Raw genomic sequence first — 18,391 nt, forward strand, 5'->3', positions numbered from 1 at the left:
CCGGCTCAGCTCCTGAGCGCGCGGCCCGCTGCGTACAGGTGGGCCGCGCGCGGTGCCGCGAGCGCGGTACTCGTGGCCCCGCGTACAGGCCGCACCTGGTGCTCTGAGCCGTTGATTCGATGGATAAGGGCCCGTCTCTTTCGGATTCCCGGTGGTCCGCCCCCGTACCGATGGCTGAGCGCCTGGTACCGGACGGATCGTGGGAGCTGTTCCAGCGGGTGGTGCCCGAAGCACCCACCCGACCTCAGGGAGGCGGGCGACGTGGACACGGAGACCGCGAGGTGTTGGCCGCGGTCATCTTCGTCGCTACCACCGGCTGCGCCTGGGTCCGGTTCCCACCGGTGTTCGGCCGCCCTCTCCCCCAGCCGGTCCACGACCCCGCGTTCGCGCGGATGCGTGCGCCGTGGTCTGCGTCGACCTGTTCGGCGACATGGCGGGCCAGGAGTTGCGCGAGCCGTTCAACCCGCGTGACCTTGCCTGTGACCGTGGGCGTCAGACCCCCCGACCACGTAGGAGTTCGCATGGGCTGGAACGGCCACCGCGCCCAGGCAAGATTCGCCGTCACTACCGCTGTCGTCGTTTTCGTCCTCATACTCACGATCGCGTTGCCACTGGCTGCTTTGGTGGACTGGCCTTCGTGGGTAGTCCCAGGTGTGGTGGGTGGCTCCAGCGGGTTAGTGGCTCCGTCCATCGCTCGTTGGTTCCTGAAGCGACGCGAACGCGTTCAGGACACCCCTTCTCATGACAACGACCGATAGCCGTCCGCCATGGCGGTGATGTCGTCGTCGGAGGCGAACCGCCGCTTGCCGCCCCGAGGGAAGCGGGCACCCGGTCCACGACCAGAAGGCGTCCGACCGGAGGAGCGGCCCCCAGTTCCTCCTTCCCGCGTCCTGGAGGCGTGGCGGCTCCGTCATGCCGCCCGGCCCGTTGGTCGCGAACACTGCGTGAGGCTTATTTCGGTTACCTATATGTCACCGATTTCGGTCACCGATTCATGCACCGAATACGAATGCACGGCCCCGGACGGAAGCACCGCGGCGCGTGTCCGCGGGTCCTGTCCGGGGCCGCTCCCAAGGTCGCGCGGGTGATGGGGACCTCCTCCTCAGCCGGTCCCCCCGGTCTCCGCGCCGCTTGCTCCCCCACAGATCCACGACGCCCGGCGTGGATCACCCGGCGACCCGAGGCGTACGGGTGCCCCGCCCCCGATAGGTGGGGCACCCGGTTCAGGAGATCCTCACGGGGATCTTCAGAGCAGGCCGTCCAGCAGGTCGGCGTCCTCGGTGTCGAGCGCCTCGGTGTCGAGCGTCTCGCCGGCCGGGTCACCGGTGACCTCGTCCAGGCCGTCGGTGGCGCCTTCCACGGTGCCGGTGACGTTCTCCGGGTCAGCGGCACCGCCGACGGCGTCCCCGACCCCACCGGCGACAGGGGCCTCGGGCAGCGCGTCGGCGTCCACGTCGGTCGCCCCGGTCACGTCGGTGGCCTCAGGCAGCTCCTCGGCCGCGGTCCCGGTGGGCAGGTCGGCGATGTCGACGACCTCCAGGTCCGTCGGCCGAACGTCGTTCGCCACGTCTCCGGCACCGATCAGGGCGAGGCTCTCGATTCCGTCCAGGCCGGCGCCGAGGCCGTCCACGGCCTGCTCGGCCACGTGGCCGAGCTCGCCGGTCACCGCCTCCACGTCGCCCTGGGCCTCGTGGACGATGAACATGGCCGGGACGGAGGTGCGCTCGGCGAGCTCGGTCACGTGCCCGGGGTGCACCCCTGCCCGACCGGACACGTCACCGGTGGCGGCCGCACCGGTCACGGGAGAGGCGGTGTCCAGGGCGGCCGGCAGGACCACGCTCTCGGCGTAGGTCCGCGTCGGGTGGAGGGCGCCCCGGGCACCGTCGGCGTAGTCCTCGGCCTCGACCTGCGGCGCGTGCACCCGCGAGACGGACGCACCGGAGCTCCTGAGCTGGCCGTGGGCGCCGCCGACGGCGCCGTTGGCCGACGGCACGGTGCCGTTCGGAGAGGGCAGCTTGGTGAGGCTCGGGTTGACCCGGCCCTGCTGGCCGCGGGCCCCGCCGAGGTGGCTCAGAGCGATCCCCTGGACGCCGTCGATCTCGGCGATCTCGGCCAGGGAGGCCAGCTCGGGGATCTGACGGAGATCCGCGGCGCTCAGCACCTCGTTGTCCAGGGCCTGGCCGAGTTCGGGGGCCTGGACCTGGTCCGTGCGGGGGAGCCCGAGTCCGTCGGTGGACGGCGCGGTGTCCGCGACGCCCCCGGCCTGGGGGAGGCCGCCGGCCGGAAGGGGGGCGGCACCGGACGCCTGGCCCAGGACGTCGCCGCCCAGCGTGCCGGTGACGTCCCCGACCGGGTCAGCGGCCGCGAAGCCGCTGCTCAGGGCGACGAAGCCGGCGGCGCCCGCCGCGATGAACAGGTTCCGGGCCGGGATACGGGTGTTGTTGGTCATGGGATCCTTCCGGATTCTCGTGTGGTTCCGACTGATCGGTCCTGGGCGTGCGCTGTTGCCCGTGGCCGATGTGGTGCTCGATCGGGGGATGTCAGTCCGTGGCCTTGACCGGCCGCCGACTGACGAGAACTCCGCTGTCCTCGGGGAAAGCGGGGCTCACGACAGTCCCCAGCGCGTCCGGCCAGTCACGGGAGGTGAGGGTTCGGCCGGGTCTGGAAGAAGGCGTGTGCCGGTGGGTGTCGCGCTCAGAGGCGACAGCGAGGACAGGTCCCTAGTCGGGAGCGAAGGTCGGCTCGGCCTCGGCGGCGCTGGGGATCGCGTGCGAGGCGTGCCGTGCGGCCCGTGTCAGGCCGGGTTCCGGAAGGGCGGAACCGACCGCGGTCAGGAAGCCCGCGGCCGCGGGGGCGGAGCCACCGCTCGTGACGGCAGTGTTCGGGGTGGTCGTGGCGCCGTGGCCCACAGCGGGCGCGGGGTCGTCCGCCGCGGTGGGGGCTCCGTCGACGACCGCGCCGCCGGAGACGGCCTCATCCGAGGCCGGGAACGGGATCTCGGCTTCCGCCTGCGCGGGCGTGGAGGCCACGGGCTCGGCACCGACGCCCTCGGCACCGTGGTCCCCCGGCGCCTCGCGGCCCTCGGCCGACTCGCGGCCGGGGCCCTCGTGGCCGACGGGGCCGGTGGTACCGGTGAGGGAGCCGATGTGAGCATCGAGCTCGGTGGCGGCCCCGCCCACGCTCTGGTGCAGGCCCCGGACCACCTCGGCGGTGCTCTGCGTGGTGCGCGGCGCGACCGGGTCGGAGACGTCGTGCACGGCTTCGGTGAACTGGTCCGCCGCCTCGCGGCCCTCGGACCGAAGGTGCCCGGTGGCGTCGTCGACCGGTGCGGTGGGCCCGGTTGCCCCGGCGGGCCGGACCGGCTCCTCCTCGGAAGCAGCCGCCCCGACGGGTGCCGTGGGCTCGGCCCCGGTCCCGGCTTCGGCTCCGACTTCTTCGGGCTCCCCGTTGAGGGGCGCCTCCGCCGTCGGCTCGGCGGTGTCCTCCACGAGTGGAACGTCCTCGCCGGGTCCTCCGGCGAGGAGCGACTCGGCCTGCGCGGAGGGGGTGCCGAGGAGCCAGATCGCACCGATGGCCCCCACGATGAGTCCGGCGAGCGTAAGGGCGCGTCGAACCGGCACGGACATCACGGCACCGGCGCCAGGGGCGCCGTGGGGACCGCGAGATCCGAACATCGGGCTTTTCCTTCCACCGATAGGGCGGTGCGAGTACGTGGGGGAAGGGGGCCAGGCCGAAACGGGCGGAATGACGTGAAGGTCGAGGACCTACCTCGTCGGGATAATGCCCGAAATGGCCGTCATCGCCTGACCAGAAATGACGCTACCACGCTGTGCCCCTTCGAACGCAAGCCGTGAGAAATGCCTTTTTCGCGTCCGATGTTCGGGCGCACAGGGCCAGGGGAAACGTGGGACGGCCAAGCGCGACAAAGGTGCGAAAAGGTGCCATACCCCAGCGGTTATTGGAGTTTACGCAGGTCGCCCACCTGGCTCTGGGAAGCCCTGCTTCCTGTGCCCTGCCCCGGCGGCCCGCCCCATGGACAGCTGGGGGCAGGGTTCGCCCGGCCCCCAGCAGCACCCCGTCCAGGATGCGTCCCGGACCGAAGCGGTGCCCCGGCCCGCCGCCCCGGGCCGGGCGTCCCTCAGCCCAGGACCACCGGCAGGGAGGCCCTGCCGCTGGCGACGATGGACGGTGCCTCCTCCACCCTCTCGTCCTCGGCCAGGCGCAGGTCCGGGAAGCGCGTGAACAGCGCCTCCAGGGCGGTGGTGCCCTCCAGACGCGCCAGGCCCGCTCCCAAGCAGAAGTGCGGGCCGTGTGAGAACGCCAGGTGGCCGCGCTGGCCCCGGGTGACGTCGAAGGCGTGCGCGTCGTCGCCGTGGCGCACGGGATCGCGCCCCGCGGCGCCGAACCCCATGAGCAGGGCCTCCCCCTTGGGCACTCGCGTGCCCGCCAGGTCGACCTCCTCGGCGGTGTAGCGCAGTGGCAGGTACTGGATGCTGGCGTCCCAGCGCAGGGTCTCCTCCACCGCGTCGGCCCACGAGGCCCCGCCGGACAGGAGCAGGTCCAACTGGTCCCGATGGGTGAGCAGGGCGTGCACGGCGTTGGTGATGAGGTTCATCGTGGTCTCGTAGCCCGCCCCGATCATCAGGATCAGCGTCCACACCAGCTCGGTGTGGGAGAGCCGCTCGTCCCCCTCCGCGCGCGCCTGGAGCAGCGCGCTGGTGAGGTCCTCTCCCGGCTCACGGGACTTGTGCTCGGCGAGCTCGGCCAGGAAGGCCTGCATGTCGGCGTTGGTCTGGGCGGCCACCTCCGGAGTCGTGGTCGCGTCGAAGACCCTGTGCATGAGGGTGTGCAGGGTGTCGCGGTGCTCGGCTCCGACACCGAAGAGCTCGGAGATGACCGTCATGGGAAGCGGTAGCGACAGCGCCTTCTTGAGGTCGAGGGGCCCCGGTCCCGCGGCCTCGGCGGCGTCCAGAAGTTCGGCGGTGATCTCGGCGACCCGGGGACGGAGCTCCTCGACCCGGCACGGGGTGAACGCCTGGGAGACCAGGGTCCGCAGGCGGCGGTGACGGTCGCCGTCGGCGGTGAGCATGTTGTCCGGGGCGACCCAGGAGATCAGCGGCCAGTCCATGGGGATCTCACCCCGCGTCCACGCCTCCCAGTGCCGCGCTTCCTTGCGCACGCCCGGGTGGGCCAGCGCCTCCATGATGACGTCGTGTCCGGTCAGCGCCCGAACAACCACGCCACCAGTGATCTCAACCTCGACGACGGGGCCTCGCTCGCGGAGTCGGGCTGTCTGCCGGTGGAGGTCGTAGGGGTGGAGGACGGGGATGCCTGTTCCCATGAGGGTGTTCCCTTCGGTGCGTCGGGGGTGAACTGTACGGGGAGGCTGGCCAGTGCCCGCGCGAACGGGGAGGTGCGCCACCGCGGGACCTCCCCGACCGGGTGGAGCCCGGCCAGGCGCTTGGTGAGGGTCTTCACCCCCGCCTGGGCGATGGCGTGGGCGAACCCGTGCGCGGGGCAGCGGTGCGGGCCGACGCCGAAGGCCAGGTGCGCGCGGGTGACCTGCTCGATGTCGGAACCGCCCTCGGCCATCCCCGCGTGGGCGGCGGCGTAGCCGAGGAGGACGGGCTCCCCCTTGCGGATGTACCGTCCGCCGCTGACCTCGACGTCCCGCACGGGGTACAGGACCGGGTAGTTGTTGATGGGCGGCTCACGCCACAGGACCTGGTCGATCACCTCGTCGATCCCCACACGGGCCCCGTTGAAGGCACGGCTCACCTCGGGGTCGGAGGTCAGTACGCGCGTGGTCTCCGCGATGAGGTTGGCGGTCGGCTCGGCCCCGGCCCCGAGGGTCACGACGAGCTGGTGCAGCAGCTCCTCGTCGCTCAGCCCCGCCCTGTGCTGGAGCAGCCACGTGGTGATGTCCTCACCGGGTTCGGCGTGCTTGTGCGAGATCGCGTCGGACAGTGCGCGTTCGTACTCGCCGTTGGCCCGCGCGACGTCGACCCCGTCCCAGAGGTCGGAGATCGAGACCAGGACGCGCTCACCGATCTCGCGTGAGAAGCCGAACAGGTCGCAGAGCACCAGCAGCGGCAGCAGGCGCGCGTACTCGGCCACCAGGTCGGCGCTCCCCCGTTCGACGAAGGCGTCGATGAGGGTGTCGGCGTGGCGGCGGGTGCTGTCACCGACACGGCTCTCGGGCACGCGGCCCAGGGAGTCCACCACCGAGCGCTTGAGGCGGGCGTGGTCGTCACCGTCGGCGTAGAGAAGGTTGGGCCGGTAGGCCATCATCGCGGCGACCGGAGCGTCGTCGGGGACGCGCCCCTCCGACCAGTCGCGCCAGAGCCGGGAGTCGCGCCGGAAGGTGCGGGTGTCCCTGCACCAGGCGGTGATCAGCGCGTAGTCGGCGACGACCCAGGCCTTGACTCCGGGTGAGATCTCCGCGGGGAAGACCGTGCCGTGTTCCTCGACCATCCGCTTGTTGGCGGAGTGAAGGTCTGCGTGGAAGTCGGGCGAGTGCAGTTCGGCATGTGGACAGCGAGGAGCCACCGGATTCCCGTCTACAGGGGGTTCATGAGCCGCGCCAGTGTAATACCGATGTGCCCCTTACATCCCTTCTAGCCCAGGCTTTCCCGCAGTCACACCATCCCCACCACCCCGCCGCCCCCCCACGGCCGCCGACGCTGTGAATCCGTGGGAACGTCCCGCCTATCGAGACCGCGCCACCCGTCCCGAAACCCGGATGACTCCCGTACGTCACCCTCCGGCAACTGCGGGAGACGGCTGGCGGCCCCGCCGGAGGCCGCCGAAGGTAAATCTTTCGGACCGGCGCTCGCCCTGGAACCCCTGGGACACCGAGGAAACTCCTGAAATGGGACAAAGCGGCCACATGTCTCTCCTTCACCAGGCATTGACACACGTCACACTGTGATCCAATGTGGTTAACCGTTAACAGTTAACCGAAAGGAAGCCATGTCGGAGATCCTGCCCATCAAGCAGCAGGCACTGGGCGACAAGGTCGCCAGCGAACTCCGGCGCCTGATCATCACGGGGCGCTACGCACCCGGAACGTCGCTCGTGGAGGGCCACCTGGCCGAGCGGTTCGGCCTGAGCCGGGGACCGGTCCGCGACGCGCTCAAGCTCCTGGCCTCGGAAGGGCTCATCGACACCAACCGCCGCAGCGCCACGGTCGTGGGGCTGAACGGGGACGACATCGACGAGCTGTTCTCCCTGCGCGGATCACTGGAGCGACTGGCGCTGGAGATCAGCCTCAGTCACGACCGCGCCGGGCTCAGCACCGGGCTCCAGGGGCCCCTGCGGCAGATGCGCGAGGCCAGCGAGGCCCACGACCCCGACGCCTTCACCGCCGCCGACGTGCGCTTCCACTCGGTTTTCTACGAAACCGCCGGGCACCGGCGCCTCGCCGACGTGTGGGCGCAGTACCGGCCGACCATCGAGGTACTCCTGCTGGCCTCCAACGAGCGCTACGAGGACCTCGGCCCCTCCGTCACCGCGCACGAGGTCCTGGCCGGGCTGGTCGAGTCCGGCGAACCCGAGTCCGTGTTCGCGGAGCTGCGCGAACACCTGGACAACGCACGGCTCAGGCTCCGCACGCCCTACACGCGTCCCGGAACCGACTGAACCGCCGGGGCCCCGCCCCGTCATCCCCTCGGCTCACGTCCCGCAACCGAAGACACACGGAGCCGACCCACCGAAGAAATCCGGAGAGCACCATGCGTTCCACCACATTCCGCCTGACGGCGGCCGCGCTCACCGTCACAGCGCTCACCGCGGGCTGCGCGGACAGGGGCGGTGTCAACGAGGACACGGCCGACTACCCCAGCGAGGACATCACGCTCGTGGTGCCCTATGACGCCGGCGGCGCCTCCGACCTGGCGGCGCGCACCCTGGCCGCCGAGATGGAGGACTCCCTCGGGCAGAGCATCGTCGTGGAGAACCGCAGCGGTGGCGCCGGATCCGTCGGACTGGAGGACCTCGCCAGCCGTGCGGCCGACGGGTACAGCATCGGATACCTGCCCGTCGAGACGGTGATGCTCGGCCATCAGGGCTACGACGTGGACCCGGCCGACTACGACCTCGTCGGACAGATGGTCTCGGTCCCCGCGACCATCGCCGTCCCCCAGGACAGCCCCTACGAGACACTCGACGACCTGGTGGAGGCCGCGGAGGACGACCCCGACTCCGTCACGGTCTCCAACTCCGGCGCGGGCTCGATCTGGGAGGCCGCCACCCGCGAGCTGGGCGAGGCCACCGGCGCCGAGTTCCGCCCCGTCCCGTTCGACGGCGGCGCGCCCGCCGTCACCGCCGCCATCGGCGACCAGGTGGACGCGGTCGTGGCGGGCATCTCCGAGACGGCGCCCGCGCACGCGGACGAGCAGCTCCGCGTCCTCGCCGTCTTCGACTCCGAGCCCTCGGAGACGCTGCCCGGCGTGGAGACGGCCGGTGAGCAGGGCGTCGACGTGGTGATCGGCGGCTGGGGCGGTATCGGCGCTCCGGCGGGCGTCCCCGAGGATGTGCTGGACCAGCTGGAGGAGGCGTTCACGGCCGCCGCGAGCTCCGAGGAGTTCCGCACGATCATCGCCGACTCCGGCAACATCCCCGTCAACGTCCCGTCCGAGGAGTTCGGCGAGTTCGTCGAGTCCGAGGACGCCCGCTTCGAGCAGCTGCTCGGGGACGAGGACTGATCGCCGTGTCCGACCACCGGACCGGACCGGGCGCGCCGCCTGTGGAGGGGGCGGCGCGCCCCGGGTTCCGCACACGCGAACTGGTCCCGGCCGCGGCCGGTGCCGCCCTCGGCCTCGGCGCGTTCGCACTGGTCCTCCAGATCCCCGAGGGGGTCCGGCTCACACAGTTCAGCCCGCGCTGGTGGCCCGAGGTCCTCGCCCTGGCACTCGTCGGGCTGGCCCTCGTCCACGGCGCCGTCTCAGTGCTGCGCCCCCGTGGCGCGGACCATGAGGCGCCGGAGCCCTCCACCCGCTCGGGGACGCTGCGCCTGGTCTCCATGCTGGCGGCCATCGCGGGCTACGGGGTGCTCTGGTACTTCGTCGACTTCCGGGCGTCCACGGTGATCCTGGTCGCCGCGCTGGCCTATCTCGGCGGAGGGCGCGGCTGGAAGGCGCTCATCGCCTTCCCGACCGTCGTCACCGCCGTCCTGTACCTGCTGTTCGGCGTCTTGTTGAGGGTGCCACTATGAACCCGCTTCTCGAAGGCTTCAGCGCGCTGCTGGACCCCACCGTACTGCTGTGCATCCTCGCCGGGGCCCTGCTGGGCATGCTGGTCGGCGCCTTCCCCGGCGTCACCGCGACCATGTCGGTCGCCCTGGCCAGCGGCTTCACCCTCTCACTGGACCCGCTGCCGGGCCTGGCGGTACTGCTGACGATCTACGTCGCGGCCAACTTCGGCGACCGTGTCCCCGCGATCCTCGTCAACACCCCGGGGACGCCCGCCTCCATCGCCACCACCTTCGACGGCTACGCGATGGCGCGCCAGGGCCGGGCCGGGCTGGCCCTGACCTCGTCCGCCTTCGCCTCGGCCTGGGGCACGGTGGTCGGCGTCGTCCTGTTGATGGTCGCCGCCATCCCGCTGTCCCGCCTGGCGCTCAACTTCGGGCCGGCCGAGATGTTCGCTCTGGTGGTGTTCGGCCTGACGATGATGATCGGCGTGTCCGGGGGAAAGATCCTCAAGGGTCTCGTCGCGGGCGTGCTCGGCCTGCTGCTGGCGACGGTGGGACGCGACCCCATCACCGGAACCCCGCGCTTCACCTTCGGTTTCCCGGAGCTGTCGGACGGCATCCCGTTCATCGCGGCCATCATCGGGCTCTTCGGCGTCGCCGAGGTCATGAACCAGATCCTCACCCACCGCCCGGGCGCCGCCGCCAAGCCGATCACCGAGTTCGGAAGGTGGTTCCCCAACCGCTCCGACTGGCGCTCCATGCTCAAGCCGCTGGCCATCGGCAGCGGTGTGGGCGGTGCCGTCGGCGTGGTCCCCGCGACCGGCGGCGACATCGCGGGGATCCTCGGTTGGGACCAGGCACGGCGCGCGTCCAAGCGGCCGAAGGAGTTCGGCGGGGGTTCCCTGGAGGGCCTCACCGCGGCCGACACCTCCTCCAACGCCACTCTCGGCGGCTCGGTCACCACCACGCTGGCGCTGGGCCTGCCCGGTGACTCGGTGATGGCGGTGATGATCGGCTCGATGGTCGTCTGGGGCATCCAGCCCGGGCCGTCCCTGTTCGCCAACCAACCCGACCTGGTGTACAGCATCGCCGGGATCATGCTGATCGCGACGGTGCTCGCGCTGGTGGCGAGCGTCCTGCGGATGCGGGGCGTGGCCAAGCTCCTGGAGCTGCCCCAGCACTTCCTGTGGGCCGTCATCCTCGTGTTCTGCATGGTCGGCACCTACGCCGTCAACAACAGCGTCTTCGACGTGGTCGTCATGCTCGTGTTCGGGCTCGTCGGCCTGTTCCTGCGCCGCTTCGGCGTCCCCCCGGGCCCGGTCGTCCTCGGCCTGATCCTGGGATCCCTCGCCGAGGGCAACCTGCGCCGGGCCCTGGAGATCGGCGGCGTCGGCACCATCGCCACCAGTCCGATCGCCATGTCCCTGCTCGCGGTCAGCGCCGCGGCCCTCATCGTTCCGCCACTGCGCTCGGCCTGGCGCCGCCGCCATCCGCGCGAGGAACAGGACACCGCCGCCCCGACCGCCTGACCCCGGCGCCCGATCCCCGCCGCACACCCTCTTCCCGAAGGAGAACCCACCCATGTCCGCACACGCACAGGTGATCACCGCCCTGCCCACCCCGTTCGCCGCGGACGAGGAGCTCGACACCGGAGCCGCCCGGAGCCTGTTCACCGCGGTACGCGACCGGGGGGTGGACGGGGTGTTCGCCGCCGGGACCACCGGCGAGTTCACCGCCCTGGACGACGACGAGCGCCTGCGGGTCGTGCGAATCGCGCTGGAGGTGTTCGGCCCGGACGGCGTGTACGCGCATGTGGGGGCGGCCGCCCCCAGGCAGGCCGAGCGCCTCACCCGCGCGGCGGTCGACTCCGGTGCACGCCGCCTGGCGGCCGTCACACCCTTCTTCCTGCCCGCGCCCGAGCACGCTCTGCTGCGCTACTACGAGCGGATCGTGGCCGCGGCCGGGGGCGCCGAGGTCCACGCCTACCTGTTCCGTGTCCGGTCCACGACCCCCGCGCCCCCGACGGTGCTGCGGCGCCTGGCGGAGGTGGGCGTGCGCGGCGTCAAGCTCAGCGGGGAGAGCGACGACTCCGTCCGGTCCTACCTGGAGGCCGCGCCCGAGGGCTTCTCCGTCCTGTCCGGCAACGACGTCGCATTCGAGGAGCTCGTCCGCTCCGGGGGCAGGGGCGTGGTCTCCGGTGTCTCCTCCGTCTTCCCCAAGCCGTTCGTCACCCTGCGCGACGCCCTGCGCGCCGAGGACCGGAAGGGCGCCGCGGCGGCGAGGCCGCTCGTGGAGCAGGCGGTGGCCGCCGTCAAGGGGGGCAGCATCCCCCACCTCAAGGCCGGCCTGGAGGTCCAGGGGCTGTCCGCCGGCCCCGCCCGCGTGTGCGAGGGGATCGTGAGCGACGAGGACCTCGACGTACTCAGGGAGACCGCGCGGGCCCTGGCCTGAGTCCCGGCGCGAGTCCCCGGCACGGCCCCGGCCCCGGCCCCGGCCCGGTACAGCAGAGCACCCGCCCTCCCAACGACCGAGAGACGAGTGAGTACACGTGACACCGAAGAAGATCATCAACCGTCCTGAGGACTTCGTCGACGAGGTGACGGAGGCGCTGCTGCTGGCGCACCCGGACCGGCTGAGGGCGGCGGACGCGGACCGGCGGGCGCTGGTGCGCGCGGACGCGCCCGTCCGCGGCCGCGTCGGGATCGTCACCGGGGGCGGATCGGGCCACATGCCCCTGTTCCTCGGATACGTCGGACAGGGCCTCGCCACGGGTGTGGCGGTGGGCAACGTCTTCTCGTCCCCGTCGGCGGAACAGGTCGCGGCGGCCACACGGGCCAGCGACGGCGGCGCCGGGGTGCTGTACCTGTACGGCAACTACGGCGGCGACGTCTACAACTTCGACCTCGCGGCGGACGTCGTCGCCGCTGAGGGCATCATGACCGAGACCGTCCTGGGCACCGACGACGTGCTCTCCGCGCCCCGGGGCAGGGAGGAGACCCGCCGGGGCGTGGCCGGGCTGTTCTTCGCCTACAAGACCGCGGGGGCCGCCGCGGAGAGGGGCGACGGCCTGGGGGACGTTCGCTCGGTCGCCCAGCGCACCGTCGACGCCACGCGGACGATGGGCGTGGGGCTGTCACCGACCATCCTGCCCACCACGGGCACGCCGACGTTCACGCTGGGCGAGGGCGAGATGGAGGTGGGGATCGGTATCCACGGTGAGCCCGGCAGCCACCGCGGCGGCCTGGAGACCGCCGACGAGATCACCGACCGCTTCCTGGACGAGATCCTGGGCGAGCTGGAGCCCGCAGCCGGGGACAGGGTCGCGGTCCTGGTCAACGGCCTGGGCGCCACGCCCCTGGAGGAGCTGTACCTGGTCTACCGCAGGGTGCACCGGGTCCTGGAGGAGCGCGGGATCACCATCCACCGGCGCTACGTCGGCGAGTTCGCCACCAGTATGGAGATGGCCGGAGCCTCGGTGTCCGTGCTGCTGCTCGACGACGGGCTCGCCGAGCTGATCGACGCCCCGGCCGCGTCGCCGTTCTTCGCGCAGGGGAGCACGGAGGCTCCGGAGACGCGAGGGGGCGCCGGCGCGGACACGGGTGCGCGCCCCGTGGTCCGTGCGGCGCCCGCCGTCCGGACCACGGGAACGCCCAGTGCCCTGCGGTCGCTCCTCGCGGGAGTCATGGAGCGCATGCCCGCGCACGCCGATGAGCTGCGGGACCTGGATTCCAGACTCGGGGACGGGGACCTGGGCGTCACCGTCTCCTCCGGTGCCGAGGCGGTGCGCGCGGCACTGCTGGACCTGCCCGAGGACGCCCACCACGCGGACGTGCTCCGCGAGGCCGGGACCGCGTTCGCCTCGGCCAACCCCTCCACCTTCGCCGCGCTGGTGGGTACCGGTCTGATCGCGGCCGCCGCCGACGCCGAGGACCTGCCGGAGATCTCCGCGGGCGACGCCGCGCGGGTGACCAGGGCCGTGTGTCGGCGCGTGCGGGAGCGAGGCGGGGCCCGGCCGGGTGACAAGACGTTCGTCGACGTGCTCGTTGCGGTCGAGGCGGCCCTGGCCGGGTCCAGGGATCCGGGGCGTGTGTCGCGCGACGCCGTCGACGCCGCCGCGCGCGCCGTCGACGAGACCAGCGACCTGACGTCGGCGAAAGGCCGTGCCGCCTGGGTGGGCGAGCGCGGTGCCGGGGAACGGGATCCGGGCTCAGTGGCCCTGCTGCGTTTCCTGGAGGAGTTGGACGGCCTGCTCACCTGAGCGGTGCGGTCCCGTGGCACGGGTGCGCCACGGGACCGCGCCCCTCACCCGCGGCCGCCCCTCAGAACAGGCCGGCGCCGTGTGCGGCGGTCAGGGTTTACGGCCGACCGCGCCGTAGCCGTCCACCTCCGGGGCGGAACCGAAGTCGCGCTCGTCGCGGTGCCACCGGGTGGCCGACACCAGGCCGGGTTCGACGAGCTCCAGGTCCCCGAAGAAGGAACCGATCATCTCGGGGCTGCGCGGAACGTAGGGGACGGCGCCGCTCTGGTTGTACTCGTCCTGAGCCTGGACGTTGGCCTCGCTGTGCACATTGGTGCCGTCGTTGATGGTCAGATAGCTGCCCGAGGGCAGCGCCTCCATCAGCCGCCGCACGATCGAGCGCACCTCGTCGTGGTCCTCCACGTGGCCCAGGACCCCCATGAGCATCAGGGCGACCGGCTGGGAGAGGTCCAGGATCCTGCTCGCCTCGCTGATGATGCGCTCGGGGTCGTACAGGTCGGCGTGTATGTACTCGGTCCTGCCCTCGGGGTGCTGGTCAGCAGAGCCCGCGCGTGCGTGAGCACCAGGGGGTCGTTGTCGACGTAGACGATCCTGGCGTCGGGTGCTACGGCCTGTGCCACCTCATGGGTGTTGTTCTCCGTCGGCAGGCCGGTGCCGATGTCCAGGAACTGCCGGACCCCGGCCTCCCCGGCCAGGTAGGTCACCGTGCGTGTGAGGAAGGCGCGCGACGCCCTGGCCAGCTGCGCGACGCCGGGGAACACCTCGCGGAACTGGGCGCCCACCTCCCGGTCGACCGGATAGTTGTCCTTACCGCCCAGCCAGTAGTTCCAGACACGGGCTGAGTGCGGCACGCTCGTGTCGATGTCCGACCCGCTCACATCAGTGCTGTCAGTACCCACTCGCCCCGTCCGTTCCTGTCGCTCGCGAGGACCCTACTGGCGGGAAACCCCGCTACCAGGGGCCTGCTGCTCTTGACACCCGTATGTGGCCGGAACCGGCCCGCCGACCGCTCCGGGGCCGTTCCGCGGCCGCCTCCCACACGGTTCCGGTGTTCACGCGCGCGTGCACCGGGTCAGCGGCCGCCCGTGGAGGTGGCCTGAAGATGTCCGGAGCCCGCGTGAGCTGTACCATCGGGGCCGGATTCTCTTCCCCTGTCCGCGTGCTCCCCGGTCCCGGAGAAAGCCGTGTGACGGGGCTTTCGACACACACGGGAACGGACGTTCATGGAAGACGCTGAAGAGACCCAGGTCTTGACCAGGACCGGTGAGTTCACCAGCACCACTCTGAGCTGGGATACCGCGGTCCACGGCCGTGTCACCGCGGCGGTCGACCGCCTCACCGGCCCGCTGAACGATCTCATCGAACGCGACGCCAACGACGGCGACACCCGCATGCTCGTCGCTGACTTCTGTAGCGTCGGGCTGAACTTCAGCAAGTACCAGGACATGACCACCGAGTACCGGACCAGCGGTGACTCGATCGACTACGCGATCATGCTGGACGGCAAGCTGTTCGCCCCCGTGGAGGTACGGCGGATCGGCCAGGATCTCGACCAGCGCAACATCCAGATGGCCCGGCGCCTGGCCGCCAGCGAGGGCGCCGAGTGGGTGATCCTCACCAACGGCCGCCTCTGGCGCATCTACCACCTGCGCCCCGACGGTGACGGCAACCGGCCGGTGGAGGTGATCAGCGCCGACCTCACGGACCCGGACGCCTACCACCGCAACATCGACGCCCTGTTCCACATCACCCGTGAGGCCGTCGAGAACGGACGCCTGGACGCACTGCGCCGCTGGAGGGAGTCCGTCGAGGCGGCCCCGCTCGCGGAGGTCATGCGCAGCGACGCCGTGATCGAGACGGTCCGCGCAGAGCTGCGCGCCGCCACCGAACACCAGGGGCACGCGGGCGACGACGACGAGGTGCGCCGCGCCGTGGTCGAGGAGGTCATCAACCGGGGCCTGCTCCCGGACTGATCCCGGCCCGGGGCCCGGAGCCCGCGGGTCGCCGGACCGGTTCCCGACGGATACCGTCCCCGCCAGCCCCGCCGTCCCCGGCGGACACCGTTCCCCCTGCTTCCGTCCGTCGCATGACCACCCCGCGCCCCGTGTGCCCGTTCATCCCTGGCACACGGGGCGCTTCGTCTGCCCCCATTGACAGTTGTGACGGTTGACACAACAATGATCATACTATTGGGAGCGCTCCCAGCGTTTCTGTCCGCTTCCCCCCAGCGGAAGGACCCCCTTGAGCCCGGCACGAAGGAACACTGCGACGGCGCTCGGCGCCGCGGCCGCACTCGGCGCGAGTCTTCTCACGGCCTCTCCCGCCCAGGCCGACGACGAACCCGTCGAACAGATCAACAACGGCGACTTCGGCGACGGCACCACCGGCTGGTGGGCGTCGCCGGGAATCGGCCTCGCCGTCAACGACGACGAGGCCCTGTGCGTGGACGTCCCCGGCGGCACGAGCGATCCATGGGACCAGATCATCGGTCAGGACGACGTCCCCCTCGTGGCCGGGGAGTCCTACACCCTCTCGTTCACCGCCTCCGGCGCCGACGGCCGCCCCGTCCGCTCCCTGGTCCAGGAACCCGTCGACCCCTGGCGCACCGAGCTGGACGAACGGCCCGTGCTCACCGAGACGGCGACCGGCTACGAGTACGTCTTCACCGCGTCGGCCGACATGGCCGACGCGCAGCTCGCCTTCCAGATCGGCGGAGCCGACGAGGACTGGACGTTCTGCCTGGACGACGTCTCCCTGCTCGGCGGCGCCGAACCCCCGGTGTACGAGCCCGAGACCGGCCCCCGCGTGCGGGTCAACCAGGTCGGCTACCTCCCGCAGGGGCCCAAGAACGCCACCGTGGTCACCGACGCCGAGGAGGCCCTGCCCTGGGAGCTGGCCGGGGCCGGCGGCGCGGTCGTGGCAGAGGGCCTCACCGTCCCGTACGGCCTGGACGAGACCTCCGGCCAGAACGTGCACACCGTCGACTTCGGTGAGGTCACCGAGCCGGGTGAGGGCTACACGCTGACCGCCGACGGGGAGACCAGCCACCCCTTCGGCATCGGCGCCGATCCCTACGCCGCGCTGGCCACGGACGCCCTGGAGTTCTACTACACCCAGCGCAGCGGCACCGAGATCCTCGACGAGCTCGCCCCCGGGTACGGTCGCGAGGCCGGGCACGTCGACGTCGAGCCCAACCAGGGCGACACCGAGGTCACCTGCCACCCCTCCTCCCCGTGCGACTACACGCTCGACGTGTCCGGCGGCTGGTACGACGCGGGCGACCACGGCAAGTACGTGGTCAACGGAGGCATCTCCGTCCACCAGCTGATGAGCGTCTACGAGCGCACGCACACCGCGCCGACCGGGGACCCCGACCGGATCGCCGACTCCACGCTGTCCGTCCCCGAGCGGGACAACGGCGTGCCGGACGTCCTGGACGAGGCCCGCTGGCAGATGGAGTTCCTGCTGTCCATGCGGGTCCCCGAGGGTGAGGAGCTCGCGGGGATGGCGCATCACAAGGTCCACGACGAGCGCTGGACCGGTCTGCCCCTGATGCCCGCCGACGACCCCCAGCCCCGCTACCTGCACCCGCCGTCGACGGCCGCCACGCTGAACCTGGCCGCGACCGCCGCACAGTGCTCCCGCGTGTTCGCGCCCCACGACGCCGACTTCGCCGCCGACTGCCTGGACGCGGCAGAGACCGCCTGGGACGCGGCCGGGGCCAACCCCGAGCGCTACGCGGCCGAGGGCGGCGAGGGCGGCGGGCCCTACGGCGACGACGACCTGGCCGACGAGTTCTACTGGGCGGCCGCGGAGCTGTACCTGGCCACCGGGGACGACGCCTACGAGGAGGCCGTGACCTCGTCCGAGCTGCACACCGACGACGTGTTCACCGCGTCCGGGTTCGACTGGCGCTGGACCGCCCCGCTGGGACGCCTCCAGCTGGCCACCGTGCCCAACTCCCTGGACGGCCGCGACGAGGTCCGCGCCTCCGTCACCGAGGGGGCCGAGCAGTACCTGGCCAACGTCGAGGAGCACCCGTACGGGCTGGCCTACGACCCCGAGGGCGGTGTCTTCGCCTGGGGGTCCAACAACCTCGTACTCAACAACATGGTGGTGGTCGCCAGTGCCTACGACATCAGCGGCGACACGCGCTTTCGCGACGCCGTCCTGGAGGGCATGGACTACGTCCTCGGACGCAACGCCCTCAACCAGTCGTACGTGACCGGGTACGGCACGAACGACGCGGTCAACCAGCACAGCCGCTGGTACGCCAACCAACTCGACCCGGACCTGCCCAACCCGCCCGCGGGCACCCTGTCCGGCGGCCCCAACTCCGACACCGGAACCTGGGACCCCGTGTCCCAGGCCAACCTCGGCGGATGCGCACCGCAGTTCTGCTACATCGACCACATCGACTCGTGGGCGACCAACGAACTGACCATCAACTGGAACTCCACACTGGCCTGGGTGTCCGGGTTCGTCGCCGACCAGGGCGAAGCGTCCGTGGCCGCCGGGGCCTCCTGCGAGGTCGACTACGTGCTCAACGGCGAGTGGCATGAGCGCTTCAACACCCAGGTGACCGTCCGCAACACGGGCGAGGAGCCCGTGGAGGGCTGGGAACTGGGGTGGTCCTTCACCGGAGCGCAGGCCGTGGACCGCCACTGGAGCGGCTCGCTGGCGCAGTCCGGGCACTCGGTGACCGCCCGGAACGTGGACTGGAACGAGACCATCTCCCCCGGCCAGGAGGTGACGTTCGGCTTCATCGGCAAGCTCCCGGCCGGGGCCAACGCCGTACCCGAGAGGTTCACCCTCAACGGCTCCGTCTGCGGCTGATCCCGCCGGCGGGCGTGACGCGCGCCCGCCCCGTGTACCCCTCCCGGGAAGGCGGACGGGTCCCACAGGAGAGCGTGGGCCCCGTCCGCCGCCACGTCCGGGCC

General features: G+C 71.6%; 12 protein-coding genes and 2 pseudogenes. 9 read left to right on the forward strand and 5 right to left on the reverse strand.

Annotation, left to right across the window (positions count from 1 at the left end):
* Nucleotides 1-170 precede the first annotated feature (170 nt).
* Nucleotides 171-350, forward strand: a pseudogene (locus AC0T5L_RS16745) (transposase); the annotation flags it as partial.
* An 896-nt stretch (nucleotides 351-1,246) separates the two neighbouring features.
* On the opposite strand, the gene AC0T5L_RS16750 reads toward AC0T5L_RS16745, so the two are convergent.
* From AC0T5L_RS16750 to AC0T5L_RS16765, 4 genes are all read right to left on the reverse strand, one after another.
* On the reverse strand, nucleotides 1,247-2,449 hold the full coding sequence (locus tag AC0T5L_RS16750) for a hypothetical protein (protein WP_476166419.1): 1,203 nt from the start codon (nucleotides 2,447-2,449) through the stop codon (nucleotides 1,247-1,249).
* A gap of 271 nt (nucleotides 2,450-2,720) precedes the next feature.
* Entirely contained in the window at nucleotides 2,721-3,674 is a 954-nt protein-coding gene (locus tag AC0T5L_RS16755; RefSeq protein WP_476166420.1) for a hypothetical protein, read from the reverse strand.
* Between the two features lie 464 nt (nucleotides 3,675-4,138).
* Nucleotides 4,139-5,329: a cytochrome P450 family protein gene (locus AC0T5L_RS16760; RefSeq protein WP_476166495.1), complete on the reverse strand. Its 1,191-nt coding sequence runs from the start codon at nucleotides 5,327-5,329 to the stop codon at nucleotides 4,139-4,141.
* The gene (locus AC0T5L_RS16765; RefSeq protein WP_476166421.1) at nucleotides 5,221-6,549 is read right to left on the reverse strand and encodes a cytochrome P450 family protein; all 1,329 of its coding nucleotides are present in this window, start codon (nucleotides 6,547-6,549) and stop codon (nucleotides 5,221-5,223) included. The genes AC0T5L_RS16760 and AC0T5L_RS16765 overlap by 109 nt, the downstream gene beginning before the upstream one ends.
* 423 nt (nucleotides 6,550-6,972) lie before the next feature.
* On the opposite strand from AC0T5L_RS16765, the gene AC0T5L_RS16770 reads away from it, so the two are divergent.
* The 6 genes from AC0T5L_RS16770 to AC0T5L_RS16795 all read left to right on the forward strand — a co-directional run bounded on the left by AC0T5L_RS16770 (nucleotide 6,973) and on the right by AC0T5L_RS16795 (nucleotide 13,451).
* Nucleotides 6,973-7,641, forward strand: a complete 669-nt coding sequence (locus AC0T5L_RS16770; RefSeq protein ID WP_476166422.1) for a GntR family transcriptional regulator — start codon at nucleotides 6,973-6,975, stop codon at nucleotides 7,639-7,641.
* 92 nt (nucleotides 7,642-7,733) lie between these two features.
* Complete coding sequence (locus AC0T5L_RS16775; RefSeq protein ID WP_476166423.1) at nucleotides 7,734-8,705, forward strand: tripartite tricarboxylate transporter substrate binding protein; 972 nt, start codon at nucleotides 7,734-7,736, stop codon at nucleotides 8,703-8,705.
* 5 nt (nucleotides 8,706-8,710) lie between these two features.
* Nucleotides 8,711-9,214, forward strand: a complete 504-nt coding sequence (locus AC0T5L_RS16780; protein ID WP_476166424.1) for a tripartite tricarboxylate transporter TctB family protein — start codon at nucleotides 8,711-8,713, stop codon at nucleotides 9,212-9,214.
* Complete coding sequence (locus AC0T5L_RS16785; protein WP_476166425.1) at nucleotides 9,211-10,722, forward strand: tripartite tricarboxylate transporter permease; 1,512 nt, start codon at nucleotides 9,211-9,213, stop codon at nucleotides 10,720-10,722. Before AC0T5L_RS16780 ends, AC0T5L_RS16785 begins: the two co-directional genes overlap by 4 nt.
* A 52-nt stretch (nucleotides 10,723-10,774) precedes the next feature.
* Complete coding sequence (locus tag AC0T5L_RS16790) at nucleotides 10,775-11,644, forward strand: dihydrodipicolinate synthase family protein (RefSeq protein ID WP_476166426.1); 870 nt, start codon at nucleotides 10,775-10,777, stop codon at nucleotides 11,642-11,644.
* Between the two features lie 97 nt (nucleotides 11,645-11,741).
* The gene (locus AC0T5L_RS16795) at nucleotides 11,742-13,451 is read left to right on the forward strand and encodes a dihydroxyacetone kinase family protein (protein WP_476166427.1); all 1,710 of its coding nucleotides are present in this window, start codon (nucleotides 11,742-11,744) and stop codon (nucleotides 13,449-13,451) included.
* A gap of 90 nt (nucleotides 13,452-13,541) precedes the next feature.
* Here AC0T5L_RS16795 and AC0T5L_RS16800 read toward each other — a convergent pair.
* Nucleotides 13,542-14,350 (reverse strand): annotated as a pseudogene (locus AC0T5L_RS16800) (SAM-dependent methyltransferase).
* 324 nt (nucleotides 14,351-14,674) lie between these two features.
* Between AC0T5L_RS16800 and AC0T5L_RS16805 the strand changes: the two are divergent.
* On the forward strand, nucleotides 14,675-15,424 hold the full coding sequence (locus tag AC0T5L_RS16805; protein WP_476166428.1) for a hypothetical protein: 750 nt from the start codon (nucleotides 14,675-14,677) through the stop codon (nucleotides 15,422-15,424).
* A gap of 268 nt (nucleotides 15,425-15,692) precedes the next feature.
* Complete coding sequence (locus AC0T5L_RS16810; protein ID WP_476166429.1) at nucleotides 15,693-18,287, forward strand: glycoside hydrolase family 9 protein; 2,595 nt, start codon at nucleotides 15,693-15,695, stop codon at nucleotides 18,285-18,287.
* Nucleotides 18,288-18,391 lie beyond the last annotated feature (104 nt).

The organism is Nocardiopsis sp. TRM 82005, assembly GCF_056312425.1.